We start from the raw sequence: 22,385 nt of genomic DNA on the forward strand, positions 1-22,385 counted from the left end.
GGATGGGCACCGCCTTCGGCGGCGCGCGCGGGCGCACCGACGTGCCGAAGATCGTCGACTGGTACATGCAGGGCAAGATCCAGATCGACCCGATGATCACCCATACGATGCCGCTCGAAGACATCAACAAGGGCTTCGAGATGATGCACAAGGGTGAAAGCATCCGCGGCGTGGTGGTCTACTAAGCCATGAAAACCATCTCGATCGACAAGTCTTACGGTGGCACTCAGGGTGTCTATGTCAATCGCTCCGAGGCCTGTGACTGCGACATGACCTTTGCAGTGTTCGTGCCGCCGCAGGCGGCCGAGGGCAAGCGCCCGGTTCTGTGGTACCTGTCCGGCCTGACCTGCACGCATGCCAATGTCATGGACAAGGGGGAGTATCGGCGGCTTGCCGCCGAGCTCGGGCTGATCGTCGTCTGCCCGGATACCAGCCCCCGCGGCGATCACGTTCCTGACGAGCCCGACAATTGGCAGTTCGGCAAGGGCGCCGGCTTTTACGTCGATGCCACCGAGCCGCCGTTTTCGGCGAATTATCGCATGTACAGCTACATCACCGACGAGCTGCCGCGCCTGCTTGCCGCGGAATTCCCCGTCGACATGGATCGCCAGGGGATCTTCGGCCATTCGATGGGCGGACATGGCGCGATCACCATCGCGCTTAAGAACCCCGACCGGTTCCGCAGCTGCTCGGCCTTCGCGCCGATCAGCCACCCCTCGGTGTCCGGCTGGTCGAAACCGGCCTTGCGGAAATATCTCGGCGCCGACGAAAACACCTGGCGGGCCTATGACACCTGCTCGCTGATCGAAGACGGGCATCGCTTCCCCGAGCTCTTCGTCGACCAGGGGATGGCGGACAGCTTCCTGGAGGACGGGCTGCGTCCCGATGAACTCCGGCAGGCCTGCGAGGCGTCAGGCATCCCGCTCAGGCTGCGCATGCAGGAAGGCTACGGCCACTCCTACTTTTTCATTTCGACGTTCATGGACGATCATCTGCGCTGGCACGCGCAGAGGTTGGGGAACTGATTTTAGCGAGCTCGGCCGGGCATAACGCAAACGGCCAGGGAGGAAGGGAGAAAAGCAATGAGCAGCATAGCCATTCATCCGGCAGTGGATTCAGGCTTTCGAGCGACGGACGCTGCTTTCACAGGCGGGACGCTCGTGTGCAAATGCACGAGCAATCCCGTCAAGGTCAGGATCAAGGGCGATATTGCCCACAATCACGCCTGCGGTTGCACCAAGTGCTGGAAGCCCGAGGGAGCAGTCTTTTCGGTCGTGGCGGTCGCCCCGACCGAGAGCGTCGAGGTGCTGGAGAACGGCGACAAGCTCGCCGTCGTCGATCCCGCTGCCTTGATCCAGCGGCACGCCTGCAAGCAATGCGGCGTGCATATGTACGGGCCGGTCGAGCGCGAACATCCGTTCCAGGGACTGTCGTTCGTCCATCCGGAGCGCTTCCAGGAGAGCGGTTGGGCCAAGCCCGGCTTTGCGGCCTTCGTGTCGTCGATCATCGAAAGCGGCTTCGATCCTTCGAAGATGGACGCCGTCAGAGCGCAGTTGAAGGCATCCGGTATCGAGCCGTACGATTGTCTCAACCCCGGACTGATGGACTATATCGCCACCTGGACCGCCAAGAAGAGCGGCGTTCTGGCTTCGTGATTAACCGGGGGCGCCGACCCCGGCGCCCCCGACAAACCTGCCGCCACCGGGATGGCAAAATATTCCCGTGGCCGCACTGCTGTTCGTTGCCTCCCGCACATTCCCTGCGGCTCTATGAACTGGATAATTTCCGGGCTCGAACGCGCTGACGTGAGCTTCGACAGTCTGCCCGCGCCGAGCCTACCCCTTTCATCAGCATTTCGAGGCTGTCGCCGGTCTGTTAGAACAATCATGGTCTTAGGCCGGGCTGCCCTGAAATCTGAATTCCGTTCTAAAGCAAACTGACCGCAATATCGATTGAAAGTCTCTCACGCGTTTCGGTATCAGCCTCCCGGCTCGCGTTATCTCTCCATTGTTCTTCTCCCATGAAATTCACCAAGGCCGCTGCCAGCGCCCGTCGGCGATTGCCGACCAACTCCCTCCTCGTTGACTTTTGTGAAATATCACGACATTCTACGATCTATCATCGGCGTTGGAGAAGGGCGCCGATCGATATCAGGGAGGACCCATCGATGAAGAGTTCAATGAAATATCTAGCGGCCGCAGCCATTTCGCTGAGTTTGCTTCCGCTATCCGCACCGGCTTTTGCGAAGGACAAGATCACATTCGCGGCGGCGGTGTTTGCCGAAGCGGGTCGAGGCGACCGGGTCAAGGCCTGGATACAGCGGTTCAATGAAAGCCAGACCGAGGTAGAGGTCGAGCCGATTGCGATCCCATTCTCGAGCCTTGCCAATACCGTATTCACCCAGATGGGCGGCGGCGGCGGTCCGGATCTCGTACGGTTCGATCAGACGGACTTTTTTGCTGCCATTCCGTCTGGAAGGCTGCTGCCGCTTGACGGTCTCGTCGATGACAAGAGCTACGACTTCCTGGGGCCGGACAGGTTCATGAAGGTGAAGGGTGTTCGGTACGGCCTGCTGTTCGACACAACGGGATATGCGCTGCTTTACAACAAAGACATCGTGCCTTCGCCGCCGACGGATTTCGACAGCTTCCTGGCTGCAACCAAGGCCCAGACCAAGGACGGCAAATTCGGTTACGCCTATCGCGCCACGATGGCCGAGCGTGCCGGCTTCTGGCAGGATCTCTGCAACTACGTTTTCGGCTTCGGTGGGCGCTGGAGCGACAAGGACGGCAAGCTAACGCTCAACAGCCCGGACGTAATTCGGGGTGTGACGGCTTATAAGCAGGTCTACGATGCCGGCGTCACGCCGCGTGGCGCCGACGCGGCCACCTACCGCCGGATGTTTTGGGAGGGCAAGATTGCCATGAACGTCGACAACGGCGGTGTGGCGGCGATCTTCCACCAGAACGCGCCGCAGCTGCCTTTCGCAGCCGCGCCATCGCCGTTCCCGGACAAGGCGCAGGGTCTCATCATGACGGCGCTGGTGGTCAATGCCAATACCAAGCACAAGGATGCCGCCGGCGCCTTCATCAAGTGGGCTTATGCGCCCGAAAACCAAAAGTCCCTGCAGGCCGCCATGGGCACCGGCGTCGGCACGAAGCTCGACATGTCACCCGAGGAACTCGCTAAGCAGCCGTGGCTGAAAGTTTATGAAGGCCAGATGGAGAACGCGCTGCCTCAACTCGTGATCGGACAGGAAGGTAAGACGCCGGAAATCCAGCAGATCGTGCTCGAGGAGGTATTGAAGGTCCTTCAGGAAAACGCCGATCCGAAGGAAGCGATGGATCGCGCTCAAAAACTCGTCGAGCGCCGGGTGCTGCGCTAGCGGAAGCGGGAGGCTTCCCGAACGCCGGTGAAGCCTCCGACTATCGGACCATGTACCGATCGGGGAATGTTTGATGAAACGCGCAAATCTCGCCAGGCCCAGGCTCGATGGCAGCCGGTGGACACCTTACCTGTTTGCGGCACCGGTCGGTGTCTACCTGCTTCTGTTTCAGTTCTATCCGCTGATTCAGCAGTTCTACCTGAGCTTTACCGCCACGGACCTGCTTACTCCCGGCGTCAGTCCTTTTGTCGGGGCGGACAACTACGCCTTCCTGATCGAGGACGGCGAACTCTGGAAGGTTTTGTGGATCACGGCGATCTATACGGTGGCCTGTGTGGTGTTCGCCATCGGTATCGGCCTTGGCTCGGCGCTGCTGCTGGACTCGCCCTTCGTCGGGCGCGGTGTCGCTCGCGCGCTGATTACCGTGCCGTGGGCCGCTCCTTCGGTTGCCGTTGCGCTAGTGTTCACCTGGATCTTCAATTCGCAATACGGCATCTTCAATCATATCCTCGAGGCTCTTGGCCTGCCGCTCAGCGGTGAGAACTGGCTGGACGATCCGAAGCTGGCGCTGCCGGCTATTCTGCTGACGACGGTGTGGCAGATTTTCCCCTTCTCTTCGGTGGTCATTCTTGCCGCGCTGCAGGGTGTACCGCATGAATTGAAAGAAGCCGCGGTCATCGATGGAGCTGACCGCTTCAATATCTTCAAGACGGCCGTCTGGCCGACGATCCAGCCAACCGTTCTGATGCTGACGCTTTTCGTCACCATCTGGTCGCTGCGCCGCTTCGACCTGATTTGGCTGATGACCCAGGGAGGCCCGATCGGAGCGACCAATACGCTTGTGATCGAGCTTTACAGGCAAGGTTTCGTCTATCGCGATCTTGGCAGCGCCGCTGCCATGGGGATGATCGGCCTGTCGATCGCCCTGCTGATCACCGTGATTTACTTCAAGGTCACCCAGATGACCGAACAAGCAGAGGGGCGGCGCTGATGAACGCTCTCCGCAATGCGCAACACTTCCGCCTCATCGCCGTTCTGATGATGCTCGGGCTCGCCGCCTTTCCTATCTATTGGATGTTCGTCACCTCGATGACACCGTCTTCGGAATTGTTTGCGGACGCGCCGCGCGTGTGGCCGAACTGGTCGCAGATCGGCATTTACCTCGAGGTTTTCAGCACCATCCCGGTCGCCAGGTGGCTGCGCAACAGCTTTCTCGTTGCTGCGGGAACGACGATATTGAGCATTCTGCTCGCGGTGCTGCCGGCCTATGCTTTGTCGCGCTTCCGCTTTGCCGGTCTTGCCGTTCTCGGCTTCGCATTGTTTGCGACCCAGATGCTGCCGGAAGCGATGCTGGTCGTGCCGCTTTATTCGATCTTCGGCGACCTGAACCTGCTCGACAGCATCCTTGGTCTAGTGCTCGCGAATACGGCCTTCGTCGTTCCAGTCATTACCTGGATCATCAAGGGGGCGATCGACAGCATTCCAATCGAAATCGAGGAAGCGGCACGTGTGGACGGATGTTCGCGGTTCGACATCGTTCTCGGTATCGTCGTTCCCCTGATCGCACCGACGCTGGCGGCTGCAGCGGTTATCTCCTTCTTCCACGGATGGAACGAATACGTGTTCGCCCAGACCCTCGTCAGCAGCGAGAGCCTGCGGACGGCCTCCGTCGGGCTCGCGAGCTTCGTCGGCGAACTTTCCACGCCTATCCACTCCGTCATGGCGGTCGGTGTCATCTACACGTTGCCGGCGGTCGTCTTCTACCTCTTTGCCCAACGCTACGTCGTCGCCGGAATGACGGCGGGCAGCGTCAAAGGTTGATGGGAAAACCGATATGTCTGCTATTGAATTCAACAACATTTCGAAGCGTTTCGGCGTCAAGGAAGTTATCCGCGACATCAACGTCTCCATCGAGAAGGGCGATTTCCTTGTTCTTCTCGGACCGTCCGGTTGCGGAAAATCGACATTGCTGCGCATGCTGGCCGGGCTCGAAAGCATCTCCGGCGGCGAGATCAAGATCGGCGGCAACCGCGTCGATCAGCTTCCTCCGGGAGAACGCGACATTGCTTTCGTTTTCCAGTCCTACGCACTCTACCCCCATCTTTCCGTCCGCCGAAACATGTCCTTCCCCCTGCTCATGCAGGAATTCCGCTGGTGGCATCACTTGCCTCTCTTCGGTGGATTCGCCAAGCGCAGGATCGAAACTTCGCCGCGCGTCGTGGAAAAAGTCGAAAAGACCGCGCGCATCTTGGCGCTAACGGAAATGCTCGACCGTTTTCCCCGGACGCTTTCGGGGGGACAGCGCCAGCGTGTCGCCCTCGGACGCGCCATGGTGCGCGAGCCGGAAGTCTTCCTCATGGACGAGCCCTTATCGAATCTCGACGCCAAGCTGCGCACCTCGATGCGCTCGGAAATCTCACGCCTGCACAAGGAGATCGGCGGCACTTTTGTCTATGTGACGCATGATCAGGTTGAGGCGATGACGATGGGCACGAAGATCGCGCTCATGCGGGACGGGATTATCCAGCAATTCGGCACGGCGCGCGAGATTTATACCGATCCGGCCAATACCTACGTCGCCCGGTTCATCGGCACGCCGCCGATGAACCTCATCGCCGGCAAGCTGGAGGGACGCGGAATCAAGATTGGCTCCGTCGCCATCCCGGTCGATCTTTCCAGCGCAGCCGCAGCTTCGGACGCGCTTCTCGGCATTCGCCCGAATGCTATTTCGCTGACGACCGTGCCGGCAAGCGGCGCATTGAAGGGGACGGTCGCAATGGTCGAGCATATCGGCGCCGAATCCGTCGTGGCGGTCCGGCTCGACGAAGGGAGGACCGCGCACAACGACGATGGCGACATGGATGCGGTCATGGTCACCTTGCCCGGCTACTGCGACCTCCAACTCGGGCGGGACGTCTATCTCCTAATCGACAGTTCGCAGGCAGTTTTGTTTTCGGCCGCGACGGGCAAGCGGATACAATGATGATCGCCCGCCGCACGACAACTCCGTCAGCGCGAAAACAGCGGCTCGATGCTGCAGTCGAGCGCCGAAGGATCGATCTGTCGTTCGATCTCGCCGAACATGTCCTCGACGAAAGAGATGAGCTGGTCCGAAGCCTCGATTGCCCGCTCAACGTGACGGGAAGCGATGGCATCCAGTACATCCAAGTGACAGTCGATGGTGCGCAGAAGGCTCTGCTCATGTCCGATATGGAGATGATGAATCCAGCCGATCCTGCGGAAGATCGTATGAAGCGGTCGCAGCGTGTGCTCGAGGAAGGGTTCGCCGGCCGCCACGAGGATGAGCTTGTCGATGCGCCGGTCGAAGACGTTGAACTCGTCGATGGTCATCGTCTCGCGCCGGTCGCGCAGGGCTCGCGTGACATGCAGCATCTGCGTTCGATGGGTGCTGTTGGAACGTTCGGCCACAAGCGTCAGGACGAAGCGTTCGAGATCTCGCCTCAATCGCAAAAGCATCCGTTCTCTCGCCAGATCGATCGGCGCAATCTTCACGCCGTGGCGCGGATGGATCATCACCAGCGTGTCGGTCGCAAGGCGGTTCACCGCCTGATAGATCGGCGTGCGGCTGTAGCCCGTCATTCGTTGCAAGTCCTGGATGGACAGGAAAGAGCCCGGTTTCAATTCGCATTTGATGATCAGTTGTTCCAGCCGTTCATAGGCAATTTCCATCAGGTTCGACTGGCTGCGGCGCGGGCCGGCGGTGTTGGCATCGGTGTCGTCTTCGGTCGTCATGGCTATGTTTCGGCTCCGATCTCGGCGGCTGGCGCATCGCCGCCTTTATTTATCTCACGATATATCACGACATTTTTCAAACCTCCAGCGATCGGGCATTCGGCATCGGCCCGTTGCCCATCGTTCATAACTCTTCTGCACGAGGCAAAATGAAGATCACCGCCATCCGCACCTTCCGATTGGAAGAATTCGCCAATGTTCTCTGGGTCCATGTCGAAACCGACGCCGGCATCGTTGGCCTGGGCGAGACCTTTTACGGAGCCGGATCTGTCGAAGCCCATATTCACGACGTACTGGCCGGTCGCCTCATCGGCCGCGATCCCTTGCGGATCGAAGCGCACTCGCGCGAGCTCGTCAACCTGCCGATGGCGCAGGCGTCGACGGGTGCGGAATATCGCGCAGCGTCGGCTCTCGATCTCGCGCTGTGGGATATATTCGGAAAAGTATGCGGCCAGCCGGTCCATCAGATGCTGGGCGGTCTGTGTCATGATCGCATTCCGGTCTACAACACTTGCGCAGGCTATGGATATGTCCGCTCCAACAAGATCAAGCCGGTCGATACGTGGAATTTCCGCGACGCCGAAGGTCCGTATGAAGACCTGAAGGGCTTCATGACCGACGCTGGCGCGCTGGCCGAAAGCCTGCTCGAACAAGGGATCTCGGCCATGAAGATATGGCCGTTCGATCCTCCGGCCATCGAGAATGACGGTCGCTTCATCACGGCGGAGCAATTGCGCACCGCGATGATGCCGTTCGAGGCGATCCGCAAGCGTGTCGGCGACAAAATGAGCATCATGGTAGAATTCCATAGCCTGTGGAACCTGCCGACCATCAAGAAGATCGCGCACGAACTCGAAGCCTTCGACCCCACATGGTATGAAGATCCCATTCGCATGAATTCGGTATCGGCTCTGTCCGAACTTGCCGCTTCGACGAGGGTGCCGATCTGCGCATCGGAAACCTTGGGCTCGCGTTTTCCCTACAAGGACATGCTCGAAGCCGGCGCCATCGGTGTCGTGATGACCGATCTCGTCTGGACGGGCGGACTGACCGAGGGACGCAAGATTGCCTCCCTTGCGGACACCTATCATCGTCCCTATGCGCCGCACGATTGTACGGGTCCCGTCGCCTATGTCGCCGCCGTCCATTCATCGTTTTCGCAGCCGAACACTTTGATCCAGGAATCGGTTCGGGCCTTCTATACCGGCTGGTACAAGGAACTTGTCACCGAGGTTCCTAAGATCGAGAACGGCTATGTCTTGCCGATGGAAGGACCGGGGCTCGGCACGGAGTTGCTGCCCCAGGTCTTCGAGCGCTCCGATCTGAGCGTTCGCGCGTCTGAACTTTGAGATAGGCTGAAACTATGAGCAAACTGTTCGACCTCAATGGCAAAACGGCGTTGGTCACCGGCTCGTCGCGCGGGTTGGGCAATGCCATTGCATCTGCGCTCGGTAATGCTGGCGCGCGGATCATTCTCAACGGCATCGATGCCGGGCGCCTGGACGACGCATTGAAAGAAATGCGCGGCAGAGGTTATGAGGTTCTGGGCGCCGCCTTTGACGTGACCGATGAGGCTTCTGTTCTCGGTGCTTTCTCTCGTTTGGACGAGGCCGGGATCGAGGTCGATATCCTCGTAAACAATGCGGGGATTCAATTCCGTAAGCCGATGCTGGACTTGGAGACAGCCGACTGGCGCCGTGTGATCGATACCAATCTGACAAGCGCTTTCATGATCGGTCGCGAAGCTGCGAGGCGGATGGCGGCACGCGGGCACGGAAAGATCATCAATATCGGTTCGCTGACGAGCGAACTCGCGCGCGCCACCGTGGCCCCGTATACGGTGGCCAAGGGCGGCATCAAGATGCTGACCAAGGCGATGGCCGCCGAGTGGGCGGAACGCGGCATTCAAGCCAATGCCATCGGCCCGGGCTATATGATCACCGACATGAACGAGGCGCTGATCAACGACCCGAAGTTCGATGCCTGGGTCAAGGGTCGCACGCCCGCGCGACGCTGGGGCCGCCCCGACGAACTCGGAGGCACGGCGGTCTTCCTCGCTTCCTCCGCATCCGATTACGTCAACGGGCAGATCATTTATGTCGACGGCGGCATGATCTCCGTTCTCTGATTTCCATTGGCACATAGGATCGAAACCATGCAAGGCGTCGTCATTCACGCTCCGAAAGATCTGAGGATTGAGCCTGTGGAGGTCCGCACACCTGGTCCTGGCGAGGTTCGCGTCTCCATCATGGCGGGCGGCATCTGCGGTTCCGACCTTCACTACTACAATCACGGCGGCACGGCGACGATCCGCATCCGCGAACCGATGACGCTTGGCCATGAGGTGGCCGGCATCGTGGCAGAAGTGGGAGAGGGTGTGACCGGCCTTTCTGTCGGCACAAGGGTCGCCGTCAACCCCAGCCGGACCTGCAGACGCTGCGAATACTGCGCGGCCGGCATGCAGAACCATTGCATCGACATGCATTTCATTGGAAGCGCCATGCGCATGCCGCACGATCAGGGCGGCTTCAGGCAAAGCCTCACGATGCGCTGCGAACAGATGTTCCCGATCGTGGACGCGGTTACCTTTGGCGAAGCCGCGATGGCAGAACCTCTTGCGGTCTGCCTGCATGCGGCCAGGATAGCCGGGCCTCTTCTCGGCAAGAAGGTTCTGATCACCGGTTCCGGCCCCATCGGCGTCCTGACGGCGATTTGCGCGCGTCTCGGCGGTGCGCGCGAAATCGTCATTACCGATCTGCACGACTTCCCTCTGCAGATTGCCGGCCAATGTGGCGCCACCCGGACGATCAACCTGAAGACCGAGCCGGATGCCATGCCTGATTATGCTGCAGGCAAAGGCTATTTCGACGTCCATTTCGAAGCATCCGGCAATCCATTGGCCCTGCAGCAGGCGCTGCCGGCCATTCGCCCCCGCGGTGTCGTCGTACAGCTCGGCCTGGGTGGAGAATTCGCCATCCCGATCAATGCGCTGATCACACGCGAAATCCAACTGTTGGGCTCGTTCCGGTTCGATGCAGATTTTGCGCTTGCGGTCGATCTGCTGAATAGCGGCAGGATGAATGTGAAGCCATTGATTACTGCGATTACTCCTTTCGAAGATGCCCGCAGGGCATTCGAGAATGCCAATGACAGAAGTTCTGCCATGAAGGTGCAGCTCTCGTTTTCCTAAAGCAGGACGGCTCTAAGCGGGTCGTTCTTAAATCCGAATTCATGATTTAAAAGCAGCGTCCACGGTTATGCGAAAACCGGGATGCTCCATTCCTGCGGGCTGACGCTTAGGTCGGGCGGCCATCCGTTACTGACGTCGCAGGACGGTTTGACCTCTCATTTCAATGGAAGATTTCGCTCCGAGCCGGAGCGCATCCATCTTTGGGCGACGTCTTGATGTCGGACGATATCGCTGTCACACGGGCATCGGCCATTGTGTATCCTGGGAATAATAATTGTGTACGCAAAGTACACAATTATTGACTCCTCCAGGGATGCATGCCATCTTCAGGGCGTAGAGCAACAAATGGCCGGAGATCGACGATGGCGAAGACACCGAAGAGCAATCTCTACGACGACCTGAAACGCCAGATTCTGACGATGGAACTGGATCCGGACGCTGATCTGGACGAGGCCAGTTTGAGCGAGCGGTATGGGCTTTCCCGGACGCCGGTGCGCGATATCTTCCGTCGCCTTGCCGGCGAGGGTTATATCGACATCCGCGAGAACAGGGGTGCGCGGGTCATCCCGATGAACCACTCCACGCTTCGCAATTTCTTTCTCGTCGCACCGATGATCTATGCGGCGATCGGCCGTCTCGCGGTGCAGAACTTCAAGCCGGCTCAACTGGCGGACCTGAAGCAGACGCAGGAGCGGTTCCGTGCTGCCAGCAAGAACATGGACGCCTTGGCGATGGTTCTTGAGAACAATCGCTTTCACGAGATCTTCGGCGAGATGTCGGGCAACGTCTATCTGCAGCCGAGCCTTGGCCGGCTGCTGATCGATCACGCGCGCATCGGTCACACGTTCTTCCGGCCGAGGAACGAGGACATGAAACGGCGGCTGCAGGTGGCGGTCGACCACCATGACGGCTTCATCGCAGCGCTCGGCGCACATGACGAGAATGCCGTCGTCGATCTCGTTTTCGAACACTGGGAATTGTCCCGCGAGAACATGGAGATGTTCATCGCTCCGCAAGGCCTGAAAGCGGACGCCTTCCTCGGCGGTCCGGCCACGCAAGTATTGGAGAAGTCGTCGTGAAGTTTGAGGGGATCTATACGCCGGCGGTGACGCCGCTCGACAAGAATGGTCAGATCGACCGGACCGGATTTGCCGCCGTGCTCGAGTCGCTGATCGAGGCGGGCGTCCACGGCATCATCGTCGGCGGCTCGACGGGCGAATATTACGCCCAGAGCAGCCAGGAACGTTACGAACTCGCGGCCTATGCGAAGAACGTCATCGGCACGCGGCTGCCGCTGATCATCGGCACCGGCGCCACGCGCACCGAAGATTCGGTCGAATACGCCAAGGCGGCGAAGGAAATCGGCGCGGATGCGATCCTGGTGTCGTCGCCGCCTTACGCCCTGCCGACCGAACGCGAGAACGCGGTCCATGCGCTGACGGTCGATCGCGCCGCCAACCTGCCGATCATGCTCTACAACTATCCGGCCCGCATGGGCGTGGTGATGGGCGAGGAGTATTTCTCCCGCGTCGGCAAGTCGAAGAACGTGATCGCCATCAAGGAAAGCTCCGGCGACATGGGCAATCTTCACCGGCTCGCCCGGAAGTTTCCCCACATATCGCTGTCCTGCGGCTGGGACGACCAGGCCCTCGAATTCTTCGCCTGGGGTGCGAAGAGCTGGGTCTGCGCCGGCTCCAACTTCCTGCCGCGCGAGCATGTCGCACTCTACGAGGCCTGCGTCCTTGAGAAGAACTTCGACAAGGGCCGGGCGATCATGAGCGCGATGCTGCCGCTGATGGACTTCCTCGAATGCGGTAAATTCGTCCAGTCGATCAAGCACGGATGCGAGATCATCGGCCTCAAAGCCGGTCCGGTGCGGGCGCCGCTGCGCGGACTGAACTCCGAAGAGAAAAGAACCCTTGAGACCGTCGTTTCCACGTTGAAGCGCACGATCGGCCAGATCACGTCGGGAGCCAACCATGCATGAACCTTTGACCGCAGCCGAATACAAGGCGATTGCCGCCGGTCTTCAACTTCCGACGAATGCCTTTATCGATGGCGCATTCCGTCCGGCAAATTCCGGCAAGACCTTCACCTCGACTAATCCCGCCACCGGCGAGGTCCTGGCCGAAATCGCAGCCTGCGATTCCAGTGACGTCGATTTCGCCGTCGAGAAAGCGAAAGAGGCATTTGACGACGGACGCTGGCGGCTTCGTTCGCCGGGCGAGCGCAAGGAAGTGCTTCTGAAGCTTGCCAAGCTCCTGGAGCGCAACCGGCACGAACTCGCCGTCATGGAAAGCCTCGACAGCGGCAAACCGGTCCGCGAATGCCAGACCGTCGACGTTCCCGATACCATTCATACGCTGCGTTGGCATGCCGAGCTGATCGACAAGCTCTACGACAACACCGCTCCTGTCGGCGCGAACGCGCTGACGATGATCGTGCGTGAGCCGATCGGCGTCGTCGGCTGCGTGCTGCCGTGGAATTTCCCGCTGCTGATGCTGGCCTGGAAGATCGGCCCGGCGCTTGCCGCCGGCTGCTCGGTTATCGTCAAGCCGGCGCAGGAAACGACGCTCACGACGCTGCGCGTCGCCGAACTCGCCCTTGAAGCCGGCATTCCGGCCGGCGTCTTCAACGTCGTGACCGGTTCCGGCCGCGAAGTCGGCGAGCCGATCGGCCTGCATATGGATGTCGATATGGTCGCCTTTACCGGCTCGACGCCGACCGGCCGCCGCTTCCTGCGCTATGCGGCGGACTCGAACCTCAAGAAGGTCGTGCTCGAATGCGGCGGCAAGAACCCGGCCGTCGTTCTCGACGATGCCGAGGATCTCGACCTCGTCGCCGAGCAGGTCGTCAACGGCGCCTTCTGGAACATGGGCGAGAATTGCTCGGCCACCTCGCGCCTCATCGTCCATGCCAAGGTCAAGGACGAACTGATGAAGCGCATCGGCGCCTATATGCGCGAGTGGAAGACGGGCGATCCGCTCGATCCGGAAAACCGCATCGGCGCGCTCGTCAGCAAGTCGCACTTCGAGAAGGTCAAATCCTTCCTCGACGATGCCAAGACGGAGAAGCTGTCCGTCACCCAGGGCGGCGAAACCTATAATGGCATCTTCATCGAGCCGACGCTGGTCGAGGATGTAACGCCGGCCAGCCGTCTCTTCCAGGAGGAGATCTTCGGGCCGATCCTGTCGGTCACGACGTTCAACACGCTCGCCGAGGCGACCGCTTTGGCCAACGACACCAATTACGGCCTGACGGCATCCGTCTATACCGGCAGCCTGCGCAATGCGATCCGGCTGACCCGCGACATCCGGGCCGGCCTGATCACGGTCAACTGCTTCGGCGAGGGTGATGCCACCACGCCGTTCGGCGGCTACAAGGAGTCCGGCTTCGGCGGCCGCGACAAGTCGGTCTTCGCCCACGACAACTATTGCGAACTCAAGACCATCTGGATCGACATATCCGAACGGTCGGTCGACGAGACGATCCGATGAGCCGCCATGTGATCAAGCACCTGCCGACCGACACCGGCGTTTCGGGATGGGAGGCGACCAGCGAACGCACCTTTCCCGTAGCGGTGCTTGAACACGACATTACAGCGGACTGGCTGATCATCGGCGGCGGATTTGCCGGCCTGTCGGCAGCCCGCCGTCTCTCGCAATCGCGGCCTGAGGACAAGATCGTCGTCCTGGATGCGCGTGAACTTGCCGAGGGGCCGGCCGGGCGGAATTCCGGCTTCATGATCGACGTGCCGCACAACCTGTCTTCGGGCGAGTATTCGGTGGCCGACGAAGCGGCGACGAAAGACGAGATCCGTCAGAATCGTCTGGCGATCTCCTTCGCGGCTGATGCGGCGGCCGAATATGGCCTGTCGCGCGAGACCTTCGATCCGGCGGGCAAGGTGAATGCCGCGGCCTCCGAGCGGGGGATGGGACTGAACGACAATTACCGCAAGTCGCTCGAAAAGATCGGCGAGGAACATCGTGTTCTCGATGCCGCTCAGATGCGGGAGATGACCGGCTCGCGTTATTATCTCGGCGGACTCTATACGCCGGGCGCGGTGATGATCCAGCCGGCCGACTATATTCGCGGCCTGGCGCGCGGGATTTCCTCCAAGGTGATCATCCACGAGCACTCGCCGGTCCTGGAGCTTGCCCGTGAAGGCCGGACCTGGAAGGCAAAGACGGCCCGTGGTTCCGTTTCTGCACCCAAGGTCATTCTGGGGGTAAACGGCCATATTCAGAGCTTCGGCCACTTCCGGGGCCGGCTGATGCACATCTTCACCTATGCGTCGATGACATCGGCTTTTTCCCAGAACGAATTCGGCGGCGATGTTACCGGCGTCGATCGTTGGGCGCTGCTGCCGGCTGACCCCATGGGCGCAACGGTGCGCAAGATCACCAAAGACGGGCTTTCCAGGATCGTCGTCCGGACGAGGTTCACCTACGACCCGAGCCTCAAAGTGTCGGAGAAGCGGGTCGCCGGCATCGCCGCCGAACAGCGCCGGTCGTTCGATGCCCGTTTCCCCGGGCTGGAGCGCCTGCCGATGGAATACAGCTGGGCGGGCGCGCTCTGCCTCAGCCGAAACCATGTGCCGGCGTTCGGCGAGGTCGAGGAAGGACTTTTCTCCGCCTGCTGCGAAAACGGTCTCGGCACCGTCAAGAGCACGCTTGCCGGGATGATGGCGGCAGATCTTGCGACAGGAGTGGGCAGCCCGGAGCTCGACAAATTCAAAAACCAGCCGGAACCGACGAGACTGCCGCCTGAGCCCATCGCCTGGCTCGGCATCAACTCGGTGATCCGCTTTCAGGAATTGCGTGCGGGCCGCGAGGGATGATCCCTCGGCTCACGCAATAGGAAGACTGCCGCCCGCAGGCTTCTATGAGAATGGGAACGAAAACCAGGAGTAACAACAATGAAAACTTTGTGGAAGGCTCTCTGCGCCGCTGCGGTGATCGGGATGAGCATCCTGCCTGCCCGTGCTGAGGAAAAGACCATCAATCTGGGCACGATGGCATGGGAAGACCTGACGCCGATCACCGGCATCACCAAGAAGGTTCTGGAAGACGCCGGCTATACCGTGAAGGTCACCGAATTTTCCGAATGGGGCATTGCCTATGCCGCTCTTGCCAAGGGCGACATCCAGGCTCTGACCTCGCAGACCGACTACGTTGCTCAGGACTATTGGGACAAAAACAAGAACCGCCTCGAGAAGATTTCTCCGGTTTCGCACGGCCTTTATCAGGGCGTGGCCGTTCCGAAATATGTTCCGATCGACTCGCTCGAACAGCTCAATGAAAACGCCGACAAGTTCGGCGGCAAGATCATCGGCATCGAACCGGGCGCCGGCCTGATGCGCGACACCTCGAATGCGGTCAAGGAATATGGCCTCAAGCTCCAGCTCGTCGAAGGCAGCACGGCTGCGATGACGGCGGCGCTGAAGTCTGCCTACGACCGCCAGGAATGGATTGCGGTCACGATCTGGGAGCCGTCGTGGATGGTCCAGAAGTACGAGGTCAAGTACCTCAAGGATCCGAAGGGCGTCTTCCCGCCGCCGCAGAGCTACTACTGGATCGGCCATAAGGGCTTCTCGGAAGAGTACCCGCATGCCCGCGAAGTCATGGCCAGCGTCTACGTGCCGATCGCCGACATCACCGCCATCAACGGCGCCGTCAAGGACGGCAAGACGATGGACCAGGCCGTGCAGGACTGGATCGGCGCCCATGCCGACCTGATCAAGCGCTGGGAAAACATCAAGAAGAACTAAGCGTCTCGTGGCCGTCCGCCCCGCGGGCGGCCACCTTGAAACCTAACGAAGAAGCCAGCGCCATTGGCTCAAAGGGGATCGCTATGAAAACCGCCAATATCGATGCCAATGATGTCCTGATCGACTGCCAATCGCTCTGGAAAGTCTTCGGCGGCAAGTCCGCTGCGGCGATGAAGTCGATCAAGGAGCGCGGCCTCGGCAAGAAAGAGGTTCTGAAGGAATTCAACTGCGTCGTCGGCGTCTCCGATGCGAGCATCCAGGTGCGGCGCGGCGAAATCTTCTGCATCATGGGACTGTCGGGAAGCGGAAAATCGACGCTCATCCGCCTTCTCAACAAGCTGATCACGCCGAGCTCCGGCAAGGTCATGGTCAAGGGACGCGACCTCGCCAGCCTGTCGCCGGTCGATCTGAGACAGATGCGCGCCAAGAATATAGGCATGGTGTTTCAAAGCGTCGCCTTGTTGCCGCACCGCACCGTCTTGGAAAATGCGGCCTTCGGCCTCGAAGTCCAGGGCATCGCCAAAACCGAACGAAACAAGATCGCCGCCGCCGCGCTCGAAAAGGTCGGCCTCGCCGACTGGCTGAGCCGATATCCCAGCGAGCTTTCCGGCGGCATGCAGCAGCGCGTCGGACTTGCGCGCGCGCTCGCTGCCGACCCCGAGATCATTCTCATGGACGAGCCGTTCAGCGCGCTCGACCCGCTGATCCGGCGCCAGCTTCAGGACGAATTCCGCCAGCTGACCAAAGCGCTTGGCAAGTCCGCCGTCTTCATCACCCATGATCTCGATGAGGCGATCCGCATCGGCGACCGCATCGCGATCATGAAGGACGGTGTCATCATCCAGACCGGCACGGCCGAGGAGATTATCCTCAACCCGGCCGATGCCTATGTCGCCGAATTCGTCGCCGGCATATCCCGCCTGCATCTGATCAAGGCGCATTCGGTCATGCGCAGCGTCGCCGAATTCCAGCAGAGTGCGCCGAATTCCGACATCTCGTCGCTGGCGCGTACGACGCCGGACGCCGATATCGACGAGCTCATCTCCTTGACGATGCAGTCGGACCGCGACGCCATCGCCGTCGTCGACAAGGATCAGGTCATCGGCGTCGTCACGCCGCGCAGCCTGCTGATGGGCGTCAAGGGAACTTCCGCCCACGATCTGACGGCGGCGTGACCCCAACCGGAGCTGATCGACATGGATACTTCAGTCTTCACCGATCTGTTCGACGAATGGACGGACGCCGCGCTCGAATGGGTGAGCGACAACGGCGAATTCCTCTTCGACTATATCAGGCAGGTGCTCGAGGGGCTCTATGACGGGATCCTCTGGCTCCTCGAGCTTCCGCCGTTCTACGTGGTCGCGCTCATCGTGGCGCTGATCGGCTGGCGGCTGGTCAATGTCTGGTTCGCGGCGCTCAGCGGTGTCGCGCTGGCGCTTTGCTTTTCGATGGGGCTCTGGCCGGAGACGATGAGCACCCTGGCGCTGGTCCTGACTGCCACCGCGATCGCTTTGGCGATCGGCATTCCGATCGGCATAGCGGCGGGCTTCTTTACCGCTCTTGATCGCTTCATGGAGCCGGGTCTCGATCTCATCCAGACGCTTCCGCCATACATCTACCTGCTGCCGGCGATCGCCCTGCTCGGCTATGGACCGGCGACGGCATTGATCGCGACCGTGATCGTCGCCGTGCCGCCGGCAGTCCGCCTGACCTCGCTTGGTATCCGCATGACACCCAAGGAGTTCATCGAACTTGGCGAGGCGCTGGGGATGACGCCGGCAAAGATGTTCTTCAAGATCCGCCTTCCCTTTGCACTGCCCAGCATCATGGCGGGCATCAACCAGAGTCTGATGATGGCTTTCGGCATGGTCGTCATCGCCGGTATCGTCGGTTCGGGCGGGCTCGGAGAAACGATCTACGGCGCGATCAGGACGCTCGATATCGCGACCTCGATCAATGCGGCGATCGCGATCGTGATATTGACCATGGTGATTGACCGAATAACGCAGAGCGCCGCTCGCTTGGGAACGGGGAGGAAGTCATGAATCTTTCGGACTTGCAGTTTTCGCCCGGCGCTTTCCTGGCCCCGGTCGTCGATTGGCTCAACACCAACTTTCATCCGCTGTTTGCAGCCATCAGCTACGTGGTCGAAACGGTGCTGTCCGCCATCGAGGCCGCACTTCTCTTCGTGCCGCCTTATGCGCTGATCGCGATCGTCGTCGTGCTGGCATTCTTTGCCGTCAGCCTGCGCGCCGCCGTCCTCGCCGGCCTCTGCCTCGGCTTCTGCCTGCTTGTCGGACTGTGGACGGCGTCGATGCAGACGCTTGCTCTGGTCACCGTCGCCGTCGTGATCTCCGTTCTCATCGCCTTTCCGATCGGCGTGCTCTGCTCGCGCTACAAGACATTGGAGGCGGCGGTTCGCCCGGTTCTCGACGTCATGCAGACCGTGCCGCCATGGGTCTACCTCATTCCCGCGGTGATGATCTTCAGCCTCGGACGCGTGCCGGCGATCATCGCCACCATCGTCTATGGCATTCCGCCGATGCTGCGTCTGACGACGCTTGCCTTCAACCAGGTGCCGAAGGTGTTCATCGAGCTTGGCAGCGCCATCGGCGCACCGCCCCGCTCGATCCTGTGGAAGATCGAGATGCCGCTTGCCAAGCAGACGCTGCTGGTCGGGCTCAACCAGTGCATCCTGCTGTCGCTCGCGATGGTCGTGCTCGCCGGCCTTGTCGGCGCAGGCGGTCTCGGCGCGGAAGTGACGCGCGGCCTCACGCGCATGGAAATGGGGCTCGGCCTCAGAGCCGGCCTGGCGATCGTTGCCGTCGCTCTGCTGCTCGACCGGTTGACCCGCGGCCTGTTCGACCGCGGCCAACCGGCGAAGGCGCAGTGAGCCGGGATATGAAAAGATGAGAAACAGCTTCTTCTGCATCGATGCCCATACCTGCGGCAACCCGGTCCGTCTCGTCGCCGGCGGCGGTCCACTGCTTCCGCATCTGCCGATGGGCGAGCGCCGGGAAATCTTTGTCCGCGACCACGACTGGGTCCGCAAGGCGCTGATGTTCGAGCCGAGGGGGCATGACATCATGTCGGGCTCGATCATCTATCCGGCCTATCGGGAAGATTGTGATTTCGCCGTTCTTTTCATCGAGGTGAGCGGCTGTCTGCCGATGTGCGGCGCCGGCACGATCGGCACCGTCACCGCCGCGATCGAAGAGGGCCTGGTCAAGCCGCGTGAAGCCGGAAGGGTCGCCATCGAAACGCCGGCCGGCAGGGTCGACGTCACCTATGAGGAGAAGGGCGGATATGTCGATTCCGTTCGTCTCCACAATGTGGCGAGCTATCTCCACCAGGCGGATGTCGAGGTCGATGTACCTGATATGGGCCGGCTGCGTGTCGATATCTCCTACGGCGGCAACTATTACGCGGTCGTCGAGCCGCAGGAGAACTGGAGCGGGCTCGACGGCATGAGCGCCTCCGACATCGTCGGATGCAGCCAAAGGCTGAGGGCAGCGCTTGCGCATGTCTGCGATCCCGTTCATCCGGATGATCCGAGGATTCGCGGCGTGCATCACGCGATCTGGTGCGACCGCCCGGTGAACGACGTCTCGGACGGGCGCTGCGCCGTCTTCTATGGAGAAAAGGCGATCGACCGGTCGCCTGGCGGCACCGGCACTTCCGCGCGCATGGCGCAGCTTTACGGAAAGGGCCGACTTGCCGTCGGTTCGACATACCGCCACGAGAGCCTGATCGGAACCATTTTCGAGGGCAGGGTCGAAGCCGAGGCGAAAATTGGACCCTATGCCGGCATTCTTCCGAGTATCGGAGGCTGGGCGCGGGTGATCGGGCACAACACTATTTTCGTCGACGATCGCGATCCGCTGGCGCACGGTTTTCAAATTCGATGAGCGTTCGAAGGGGCAGGAGATGAACATGCGATCTGAGCAGCATCGATTTGTAGACGATGGCGCAAAGCAGCCGGCCCGATTGAAAGTGGGGTTCGTTCTGTCGCGGTCCTTCACGCTGTCGGCCTTCGCCTTGTTCGTGGATACGCTCAGGCTTGCCAGCGACGAACAGGATCGTTCCGGAAGGGTGCTTGCCGACTGGCAGGTGATCGGCAGCACGCGGCATCTGATCACCTCCAGCTGCGGCGTCCAGGTTGCGCCGACCTCGGATTTCGTCGATCCCTCAAGGTTCGATTATATCGTGGTCGTCGGCGGCCTGCTGACGGTCGAAAATCCGGTCGACCAGCAGACAATCACCTTCCTGCGGCAGGCGGATGCGAAGAAAGTGCCGCTGATCGGCGTGTGCACCGGTTCGTTCATCCTGGCTGCGGCGGGCCTGATGAAACGGCACGAATCCTGCGTCAGCTGGCTGCATTACAAGGAGTTTCGGGAGCGCTTTCCGGAGCTTGCCGTCCGCTCCGACCGACTCTTCAATCTCGATCGGCAGCGCGGATCCTGCGCCGGGGGCAGCAGCGCTGCCGACATGGCGGCATTGCTGGTGAGAAAATACATCAGCCGCGATGCCGAACGAAACGCGCTTGAAGTGCTTCAGATCGAGAAGGCCCGAACGCCGTCGGATGTTCAGCCGCGGCGTCCGCTCTATGACGACTATGACGACGCCCGCGTCAAGGCGGCGATGATCACCATGGAGCAGTTCGTCGACGGCAGCATGCCGATCGAGAAGCTTGCCGCCATGGTCGGGCTCTCAAGGCGGCAGCTGGAGCGGATATTCATCGAAAAGACGGGCATGTCGCCTGCCAAGGCCTACAACCGCGTTCGCATGGAGCGGGCAAAATCGATCCTGGCGCAGTCGAAGGCGCCGCTGATCGAGATCGCGCTGGACGTCGGCTTTGAAAACGCCTCGCAGTTCACCAGAACGTTCAAGCGCACATTCGGGCAGACGCCCTCGCAGCATCGCGCGGCGACCTTGAGAGCGCACTGAAGCGGTTTCGCACCGGCGTCTCAGGCGTCCTCCCAGGGAAAGCTGTCCAGTCGCTCGGCTCCCTTTGAGGTGATCAGCGCCTGGGTTTCCAGTTTGATGCTTTCCGAGCCGGCTTCGGCGATCAGGCTTTCGACGTTGAGCACCATGCCCTCCTCGATGATGCCGCTGAAATCAGGATCGAAATCCGGATGCAGCAGCACGCCCGGCCATTCATCGGCCATGCCGGTGCCGTGCAGGGCAAGCGTGTAGCGATAGGGCTGGTATTTTTCCGGGATCCGCCACGACAGTTCGTTGAACTCCCGGAACGCCATGCCGGGCCTGATGATGGAAAGATTGTGCTCGATCTGATCCCTGGCCGCGGCGTAAATTTCCTTCTGCTTGCCGTTCATCGCGACATGCCCACAGGTCCATGAGCGCGAGAGGTCGGCGCAATAGCCGTAGGGGCCGATCATGTCGGTGTCGAAGGCGATCATCTCGCCGCGTTTGATGACGTAATCAGAACATTCCTGATACCAGGGATTGGTTCTCGGGCCGGCAGTCAGGAGCTTGGTCTCCAGCCATTCGCCGCCACTGCGGGCATTTTCGAAGTGCAGTTCGGCCCAGATTTCCCGTTCGGTGCGGCCCGGCTCGGAAACCTCGTACATGCGCGCCATGCCCGCTTCGCAGACGCGGATCGTCCAGCGCATCAGCTCGATTTCCTCGGCGCTCTTGATCGACCGCGCCCGTTCGGCGAGTTCCTGGCCGTCGAGCAGCGTAAAGCCGCGTTCCGTCAGTTCGAAGGCGCCCGCCGGTTCGAGCCGGTCCACCGCGATCCGCCTGTTGCCGCCATTGCCCTTGACGATGTCGGCGATCTCGTCCGCCCAGGCCTTCAGACGCGGTTCCACGAGGTTGCCTGCCGTGAAGAAGATCCAGGATTTCGAAGGCCGGATCTCATCGATGCCAGGGAGCCCGTCATTGACGTGCTCGGCGCCTTCGAATTCGAACATGATGGCCGGGCCGTCGGCCAGGATCAGCGCGTAGCGCGACGGATTATGCATCGTCCAGATGCTCATATTCGACGAGTCGAAGGCATAGCGGATGTTGACGGGATCATAGAGCAGCAGCGCGCCGCAATCCCATTCGCGCATCTTCATGCGCAGCCGTTCCAGCCGGTAGCGGCGCGCGCGGTCGAGGGTCGCGGCCGGCACCGGACTGATGAGCGGCCGGTCCGCGCCATCGGGGTTGAGGTAGGCCTGCTTCCGCTCGTCCTTGAAGACGGCCGAGCCGCTCAGCTCGACGGAATCGGTTTCGTCTCGCAGCATCGGGATGATCCCTGTTATCGGTGATTGATGCGGTGTCGC

At 60.8% G+C, this 22,385-nt stretch carries 21 protein-coding genes and 1 pseudogene; 20 read left to right on the forward strand and 2 right to left on the reverse strand.

The window, feature by feature from the left end; all coding sequences use genetic code 11:
* The 7 genes and pseudogenes from CO655_RS09055 to CO655_RS09085 form a co-directional block, all read left to right on the forward strand.
* A pseudogene (locus CO655_RS09055) lies at nt 1–185 on the forward strand (S-(hydroxymethyl)glutathione dehydrogenase); the annotation flags it as partial.
* A gap of 3 nt (nt 186–188) precedes the next feature.
* Nucleotides 189–1,025, forward strand: a complete 837-nt coding sequence (gene fghA / locus CO655_RS09060) for an S-formylglutathione hydrolase (protein ID WP_097664410.1) — start codon at nt 189–191, stop codon at nt 1,023–1,025.
* A 57-nt stretch (nt 1,026–1,082) separates the two neighbouring features.
* The gene (gfa, locus tag CO655_RS09065) at nt 1,083–1,655 is read left to right on the forward strand and encodes an S-(hydroxymethyl)glutathione synthase (RefSeq protein ID WP_097608700.1); all 573 of its coding nucleotides are present in this window, start codon (nt 1,083–1,085) and stop codon (nt 1,653–1,655) included.
* A gap of 524 nt (nt 1,656–2,179) precedes the next feature.
* Entirely contained in the window at nt 2,180–3,385 is a 1,206-nt protein-coding gene (locus CO655_RS09070) for a sugar ABC transporter substrate-binding protein (RefSeq protein WP_245423768.1), read from the forward strand.
* 73 nt (nt 3,386–3,458) lie between these two features.
* A complete protein-coding gene (locus CO655_RS09075; protein WP_097608702.1) occupies nt 3,459–4,376 on the forward strand; it encodes a sugar ABC transporter permease in 918 nt (305 codons plus the stop codon).
* Entirely contained in the window at nt 4,376–5,206 is an 831-nt protein-coding gene (locus tag CO655_RS09080) for a carbohydrate ABC transporter permease (protein ID WP_097608703.1), read from the forward strand. The genes CO655_RS09075 and CO655_RS09080 overlap by 1 nt, the downstream gene beginning before the upstream one ends.
* Before the next feature lie 13 nt (nt 5,207–5,219).
* Complete coding sequence (locus CO655_RS09085) at nt 5,220–6,368, forward strand: ABC transporter ATP-binding protein (RefSeq protein ID WP_097664412.1); 1,149 nt, start codon at nt 5,220–5,222, stop codon at nt 6,366–6,368.
* Nucleotides 6,369–6,394: 26 nt separating this feature from the next.
* Here CO655_RS09085 and CO655_RS09090 read toward each other — a convergent pair whose 3' ends face one another.
* Nucleotides 6,395–7,138: a GntR family transcriptional regulator gene (locus tag CO655_RS09090; protein ID WP_097608705.1), complete on the reverse strand. Its 744-nt coding sequence runs from the start codon at nt 7,136–7,138 to the stop codon at nt 6,395–6,397.
* 149 nt (nt 7,139–7,287) lie between these two features.
* On the opposite strand from CO655_RS09090, the gene CO655_RS09095 reads away from it, so the two are divergent.
* From CO655_RS09095 to CO655_RS09155, 13 genes are all read left to right on the forward strand, one after another.
* Nucleotides 7,288–8,487, forward strand: coding sequence for a mandelate racemase/muconate lactonizing enzyme family protein (locus tag CO655_RS09095; RefSeq protein WP_097608706.1), 1,200 nt, complete (start codon nt 7,288–7,290; stop codon nt 8,485–8,487).
* A gap of 14 nt (nt 8,488–8,501) precedes the next feature.
* Entirely contained in the window at nt 8,502–9,266 is a 765-nt protein-coding gene (locus tag CO655_RS09100; protein WP_097608707.1) for an SDR family oxidoreductase, read from the forward strand.
* Between the two features lie 27 nt (nt 9,267–9,293).
* Nucleotides 9,294–10,328, forward strand: coding sequence for an L-idonate 5-dehydrogenase (locus CO655_RS09105; protein WP_097664413.1), 1,035 nt, complete (start codon nt 9,294–9,296; stop codon nt 10,326–10,328).
* A gap of 362 nt (nt 10,329–10,690) precedes the next feature.
* Nucleotides 10,691–11,407, forward strand: coding sequence for a GntR family transcriptional regulator (locus CO655_RS09110; RefSeq protein WP_088936132.1), 717 nt, complete (start codon nt 10,691–10,693; stop codon nt 11,405–11,407).
* Entirely contained in the window at nt 11,404–12,315 is a 912-nt protein-coding gene (locus tag CO655_RS09115; protein WP_097664414.1) for a dihydrodipicolinate synthase family protein, read from the forward strand. The genes CO655_RS09110 and CO655_RS09115 overlap by 4 nt, the downstream gene beginning before the upstream one ends.
* Nucleotides 12,308–13,825, forward strand: coding sequence for an aldehyde dehydrogenase (locus CO655_RS09120; protein WP_097664415.1), 1,518 nt, complete (start codon nt 12,308–12,310; stop codon nt 13,823–13,825). The genes CO655_RS09115 and CO655_RS09120 overlap by 8 nt, the downstream gene beginning before the upstream one ends.
* Complete coding sequence (locus CO655_RS09125) at nt 13,822–15,168, forward strand: FAD-binding oxidoreductase (protein WP_097664416.1); 1,347 nt, start codon at nt 13,822–13,824, stop codon at nt 15,166–15,168. Before CO655_RS09120 ends, CO655_RS09125 begins: the two co-directional genes overlap by 4 nt.
* A 78-nt stretch (nt 15,169–15,246) precedes the next feature.
* Nucleotides 15,247–16,098, forward strand: coding sequence for a glycine betaine ABC transporter substrate-binding protein (locus tag CO655_RS09130; protein WP_097664417.1), 852 nt, complete (start codon nt 15,247–15,249; stop codon nt 16,096–16,098).
* A gap of 83 nt (nt 16,099–16,181) precedes the next feature.
* On the forward strand, nt 16,182–17,273 hold the full coding sequence (locus tag CO655_RS09135) for a glycine betaine/L-proline ABC transporter ATP-binding protein (protein ID WP_097664418.1): 1,092 nt from the start codon (nt 16,182–16,184) through the stop codon (nt 17,271–17,273).
* A 21-nt stretch (nt 17,274–17,294) separates the two neighbouring features.
* A complete protein-coding gene (locus tag CO655_RS09140) occupies nt 17,295–18,143 on the forward strand; it encodes an ABC transporter permease subunit (RefSeq protein WP_097664419.1) in 849 nt (282 codons plus the stop codon).
* Nucleotides 18,140–18,991: an ABC transporter permease subunit gene (locus CO655_RS09145; RefSeq protein ID WP_097664420.1), complete on the forward strand. Its 852-nt coding sequence runs from the start codon at nt 18,140–18,142 to the stop codon at nt 18,989–18,991. Before CO655_RS09140 ends, CO655_RS09145 begins: the two co-directional genes overlap by 4 nt.
* Nucleotides 18,992–19,007: 16 nt before the next feature.
* Nucleotides 19,008–20,006 (forward strand): 4-hydroxyproline epimerase, encoded by a 999-nt coding sequence (locus CO655_RS09150; RefSeq protein ID WP_097608715.1) that lies wholly within the window; start codon nt 19,008–19,010, stop codon nt 20,004–20,006.
* A gap of 25 nt (nt 20,007–20,031) precedes the next feature.
* Nucleotides 20,032–21,045, forward strand: a complete 1,014-nt coding sequence (locus CO655_RS09155; RefSeq protein ID WP_097608716.1) for a GlxA family transcriptional regulator — start codon at nt 20,032–20,034, stop codon at nt 21,043–21,045.
* A 20-nt stretch (nt 21,046–21,065) separates the two neighbouring features.
* Here CO655_RS09155 and CO655_RS09160 read toward each other — a convergent pair whose 3' ends face one another.
* Nucleotides 21,066–22,346 (reverse strand): Xaa-Pro peptidase family protein, encoded by a 1,281-nt coding sequence (locus tag CO655_RS09160; RefSeq protein WP_097664421.1) that lies wholly within the window; start codon nt 22,344–22,346, stop codon nt 21,066–21,068.
* Nucleotides 22,347–22,385 lie beyond the last annotated feature (39 nt).

It is taken from the genome of Rhizobium sp. M1 (genome assembly GCF_002531805.1).
Lineage (GTDB): Bacteria > Pseudomonadota > Alphaproteobacteria > Rhizobiales > Rhizobiaceae > Rhizobium > Rhizobium etli_C.

Coding starts and splice junctions, on each gene's coding strand:
- fghA (WP_097664410.1), top strand. CDS start 189: ATGAAAACCATCTCGATCGACAAGTCTTACGGTGGCACTCAGGGTGTC.
- gfa (WP_097608700.1), top strand. CDS start 1,083: ATGAGCAGCATAGCCATTCATCCGGCAGTGGATTCAGGCTTTCGAGCG.
- CO655_RS09070 (WP_245423768.1), top strand. CDS start 2,180: ATGAAATATCTAGCGGCCGCAGCCATTTCGCTGAGTTTGCTTCCGCTA.
- CO655_RS09075 (WP_097608702.1), top strand. CDS start 3,459: ATGAAACGCGCAAATCTCGCCAGGCCCAGGCTCGATGGCAGCCGGTGG.
- CO655_RS09080 (WP_097608703.1), top strand. CDS start 4,376: ATGAACGCTCTCCGCAATGCGCAACACTTCCGCCTCATCGCCGTTCTG.
- CO655_RS09085 (WP_097664412.1), top strand. CDS start 5,220: ATGTCTGCTATTGAATTCAACAACATTTCGAAGCGTTTCGGCGTCAAG.
- CO655_RS09090 (WP_097608705.1), bottom strand. CDS start 7,138: ATGACGACCGAAGACGACACCGATGCCAACACCGCCGGCCCGCGCCGC.
- CO655_RS09095 (WP_097608706.1), top strand. CDS start 7,288: ATGAAGATCACCGCCATCCGCACCTTCCGATTGGAAGAATTCGCCAAT.
- CO655_RS09100 (WP_097608707.1), top strand. CDS start 8,502: ATGAGCAAACTGTTCGACCTCAATGGCAAAACGGCGTTGGTCACCGGC.
- CO655_RS09105 (WP_097664413.1), top strand. CDS start 9,294: ATGCAAGGCGTCGTCATTCACGCTCCGAAAGATCTGAGGATTGAGCCT.
- CO655_RS09110 (WP_088936132.1), top strand. CDS start 10,691: ATGGCGAAGACACCGAAGAGCAATCTCTACGACGACCTGAAACGCCAG.
- CO655_RS09120 (WP_097664415.1), top strand. CDS start 12,308: ATGCATGAACCTTTGACCGCAGCCGAATACAAGGCGATTGCCGCCGGT.
- CO655_RS09125 (WP_097664416.1), top strand. CDS start 13,822: ATGAGCCGCCATGTGATCAAGCACCTGCCGACCGACACCGGCGTTTCG.
- CO655_RS09130 (WP_097664417.1), top strand. CDS start 15,247: ATGAAAACTTTGTGGAAGGCTCTCTGCGCCGCTGCGGTGATCGGGATG.
- CO655_RS09135 (WP_097664418.1), top strand. CDS start 16,182: ATGAAAACCGCCAATATCGATGCCAATGATGTCCTGATCGACTGCCAA.
- CO655_RS09140 (WP_097664419.1), top strand. CDS start 17,295: ATGGATACTTCAGTCTTCACCGATCTGTTCGACGAATGGACGGACGCC.
- CO655_RS09145 (WP_097664420.1), top strand. CDS start 18,140: ATGAATCTTTCGGACTTGCAGTTTTCGCCCGGCGCTTTCCTGGCCCCG.
- CO655_RS09150 (WP_097608715.1), top strand. CDS start 19,008: ATGAGAAACAGCTTCTTCTGCATCGATGCCCATACCTGCGGCAACCCG.
- CO655_RS09155 (WP_097608716.1), top strand. CDS start 20,032: ATGCGATCTGAGCAGCATCGATTTGTAGACGATGGCGCAAAGCAGCCG.
- CO655_RS09160 (WP_097664421.1), bottom strand. CDS start 22,346: ATGCTGCGAGACGAAACCGATTCCGTCGAGCTGAGCGGCTCGGCCGTC.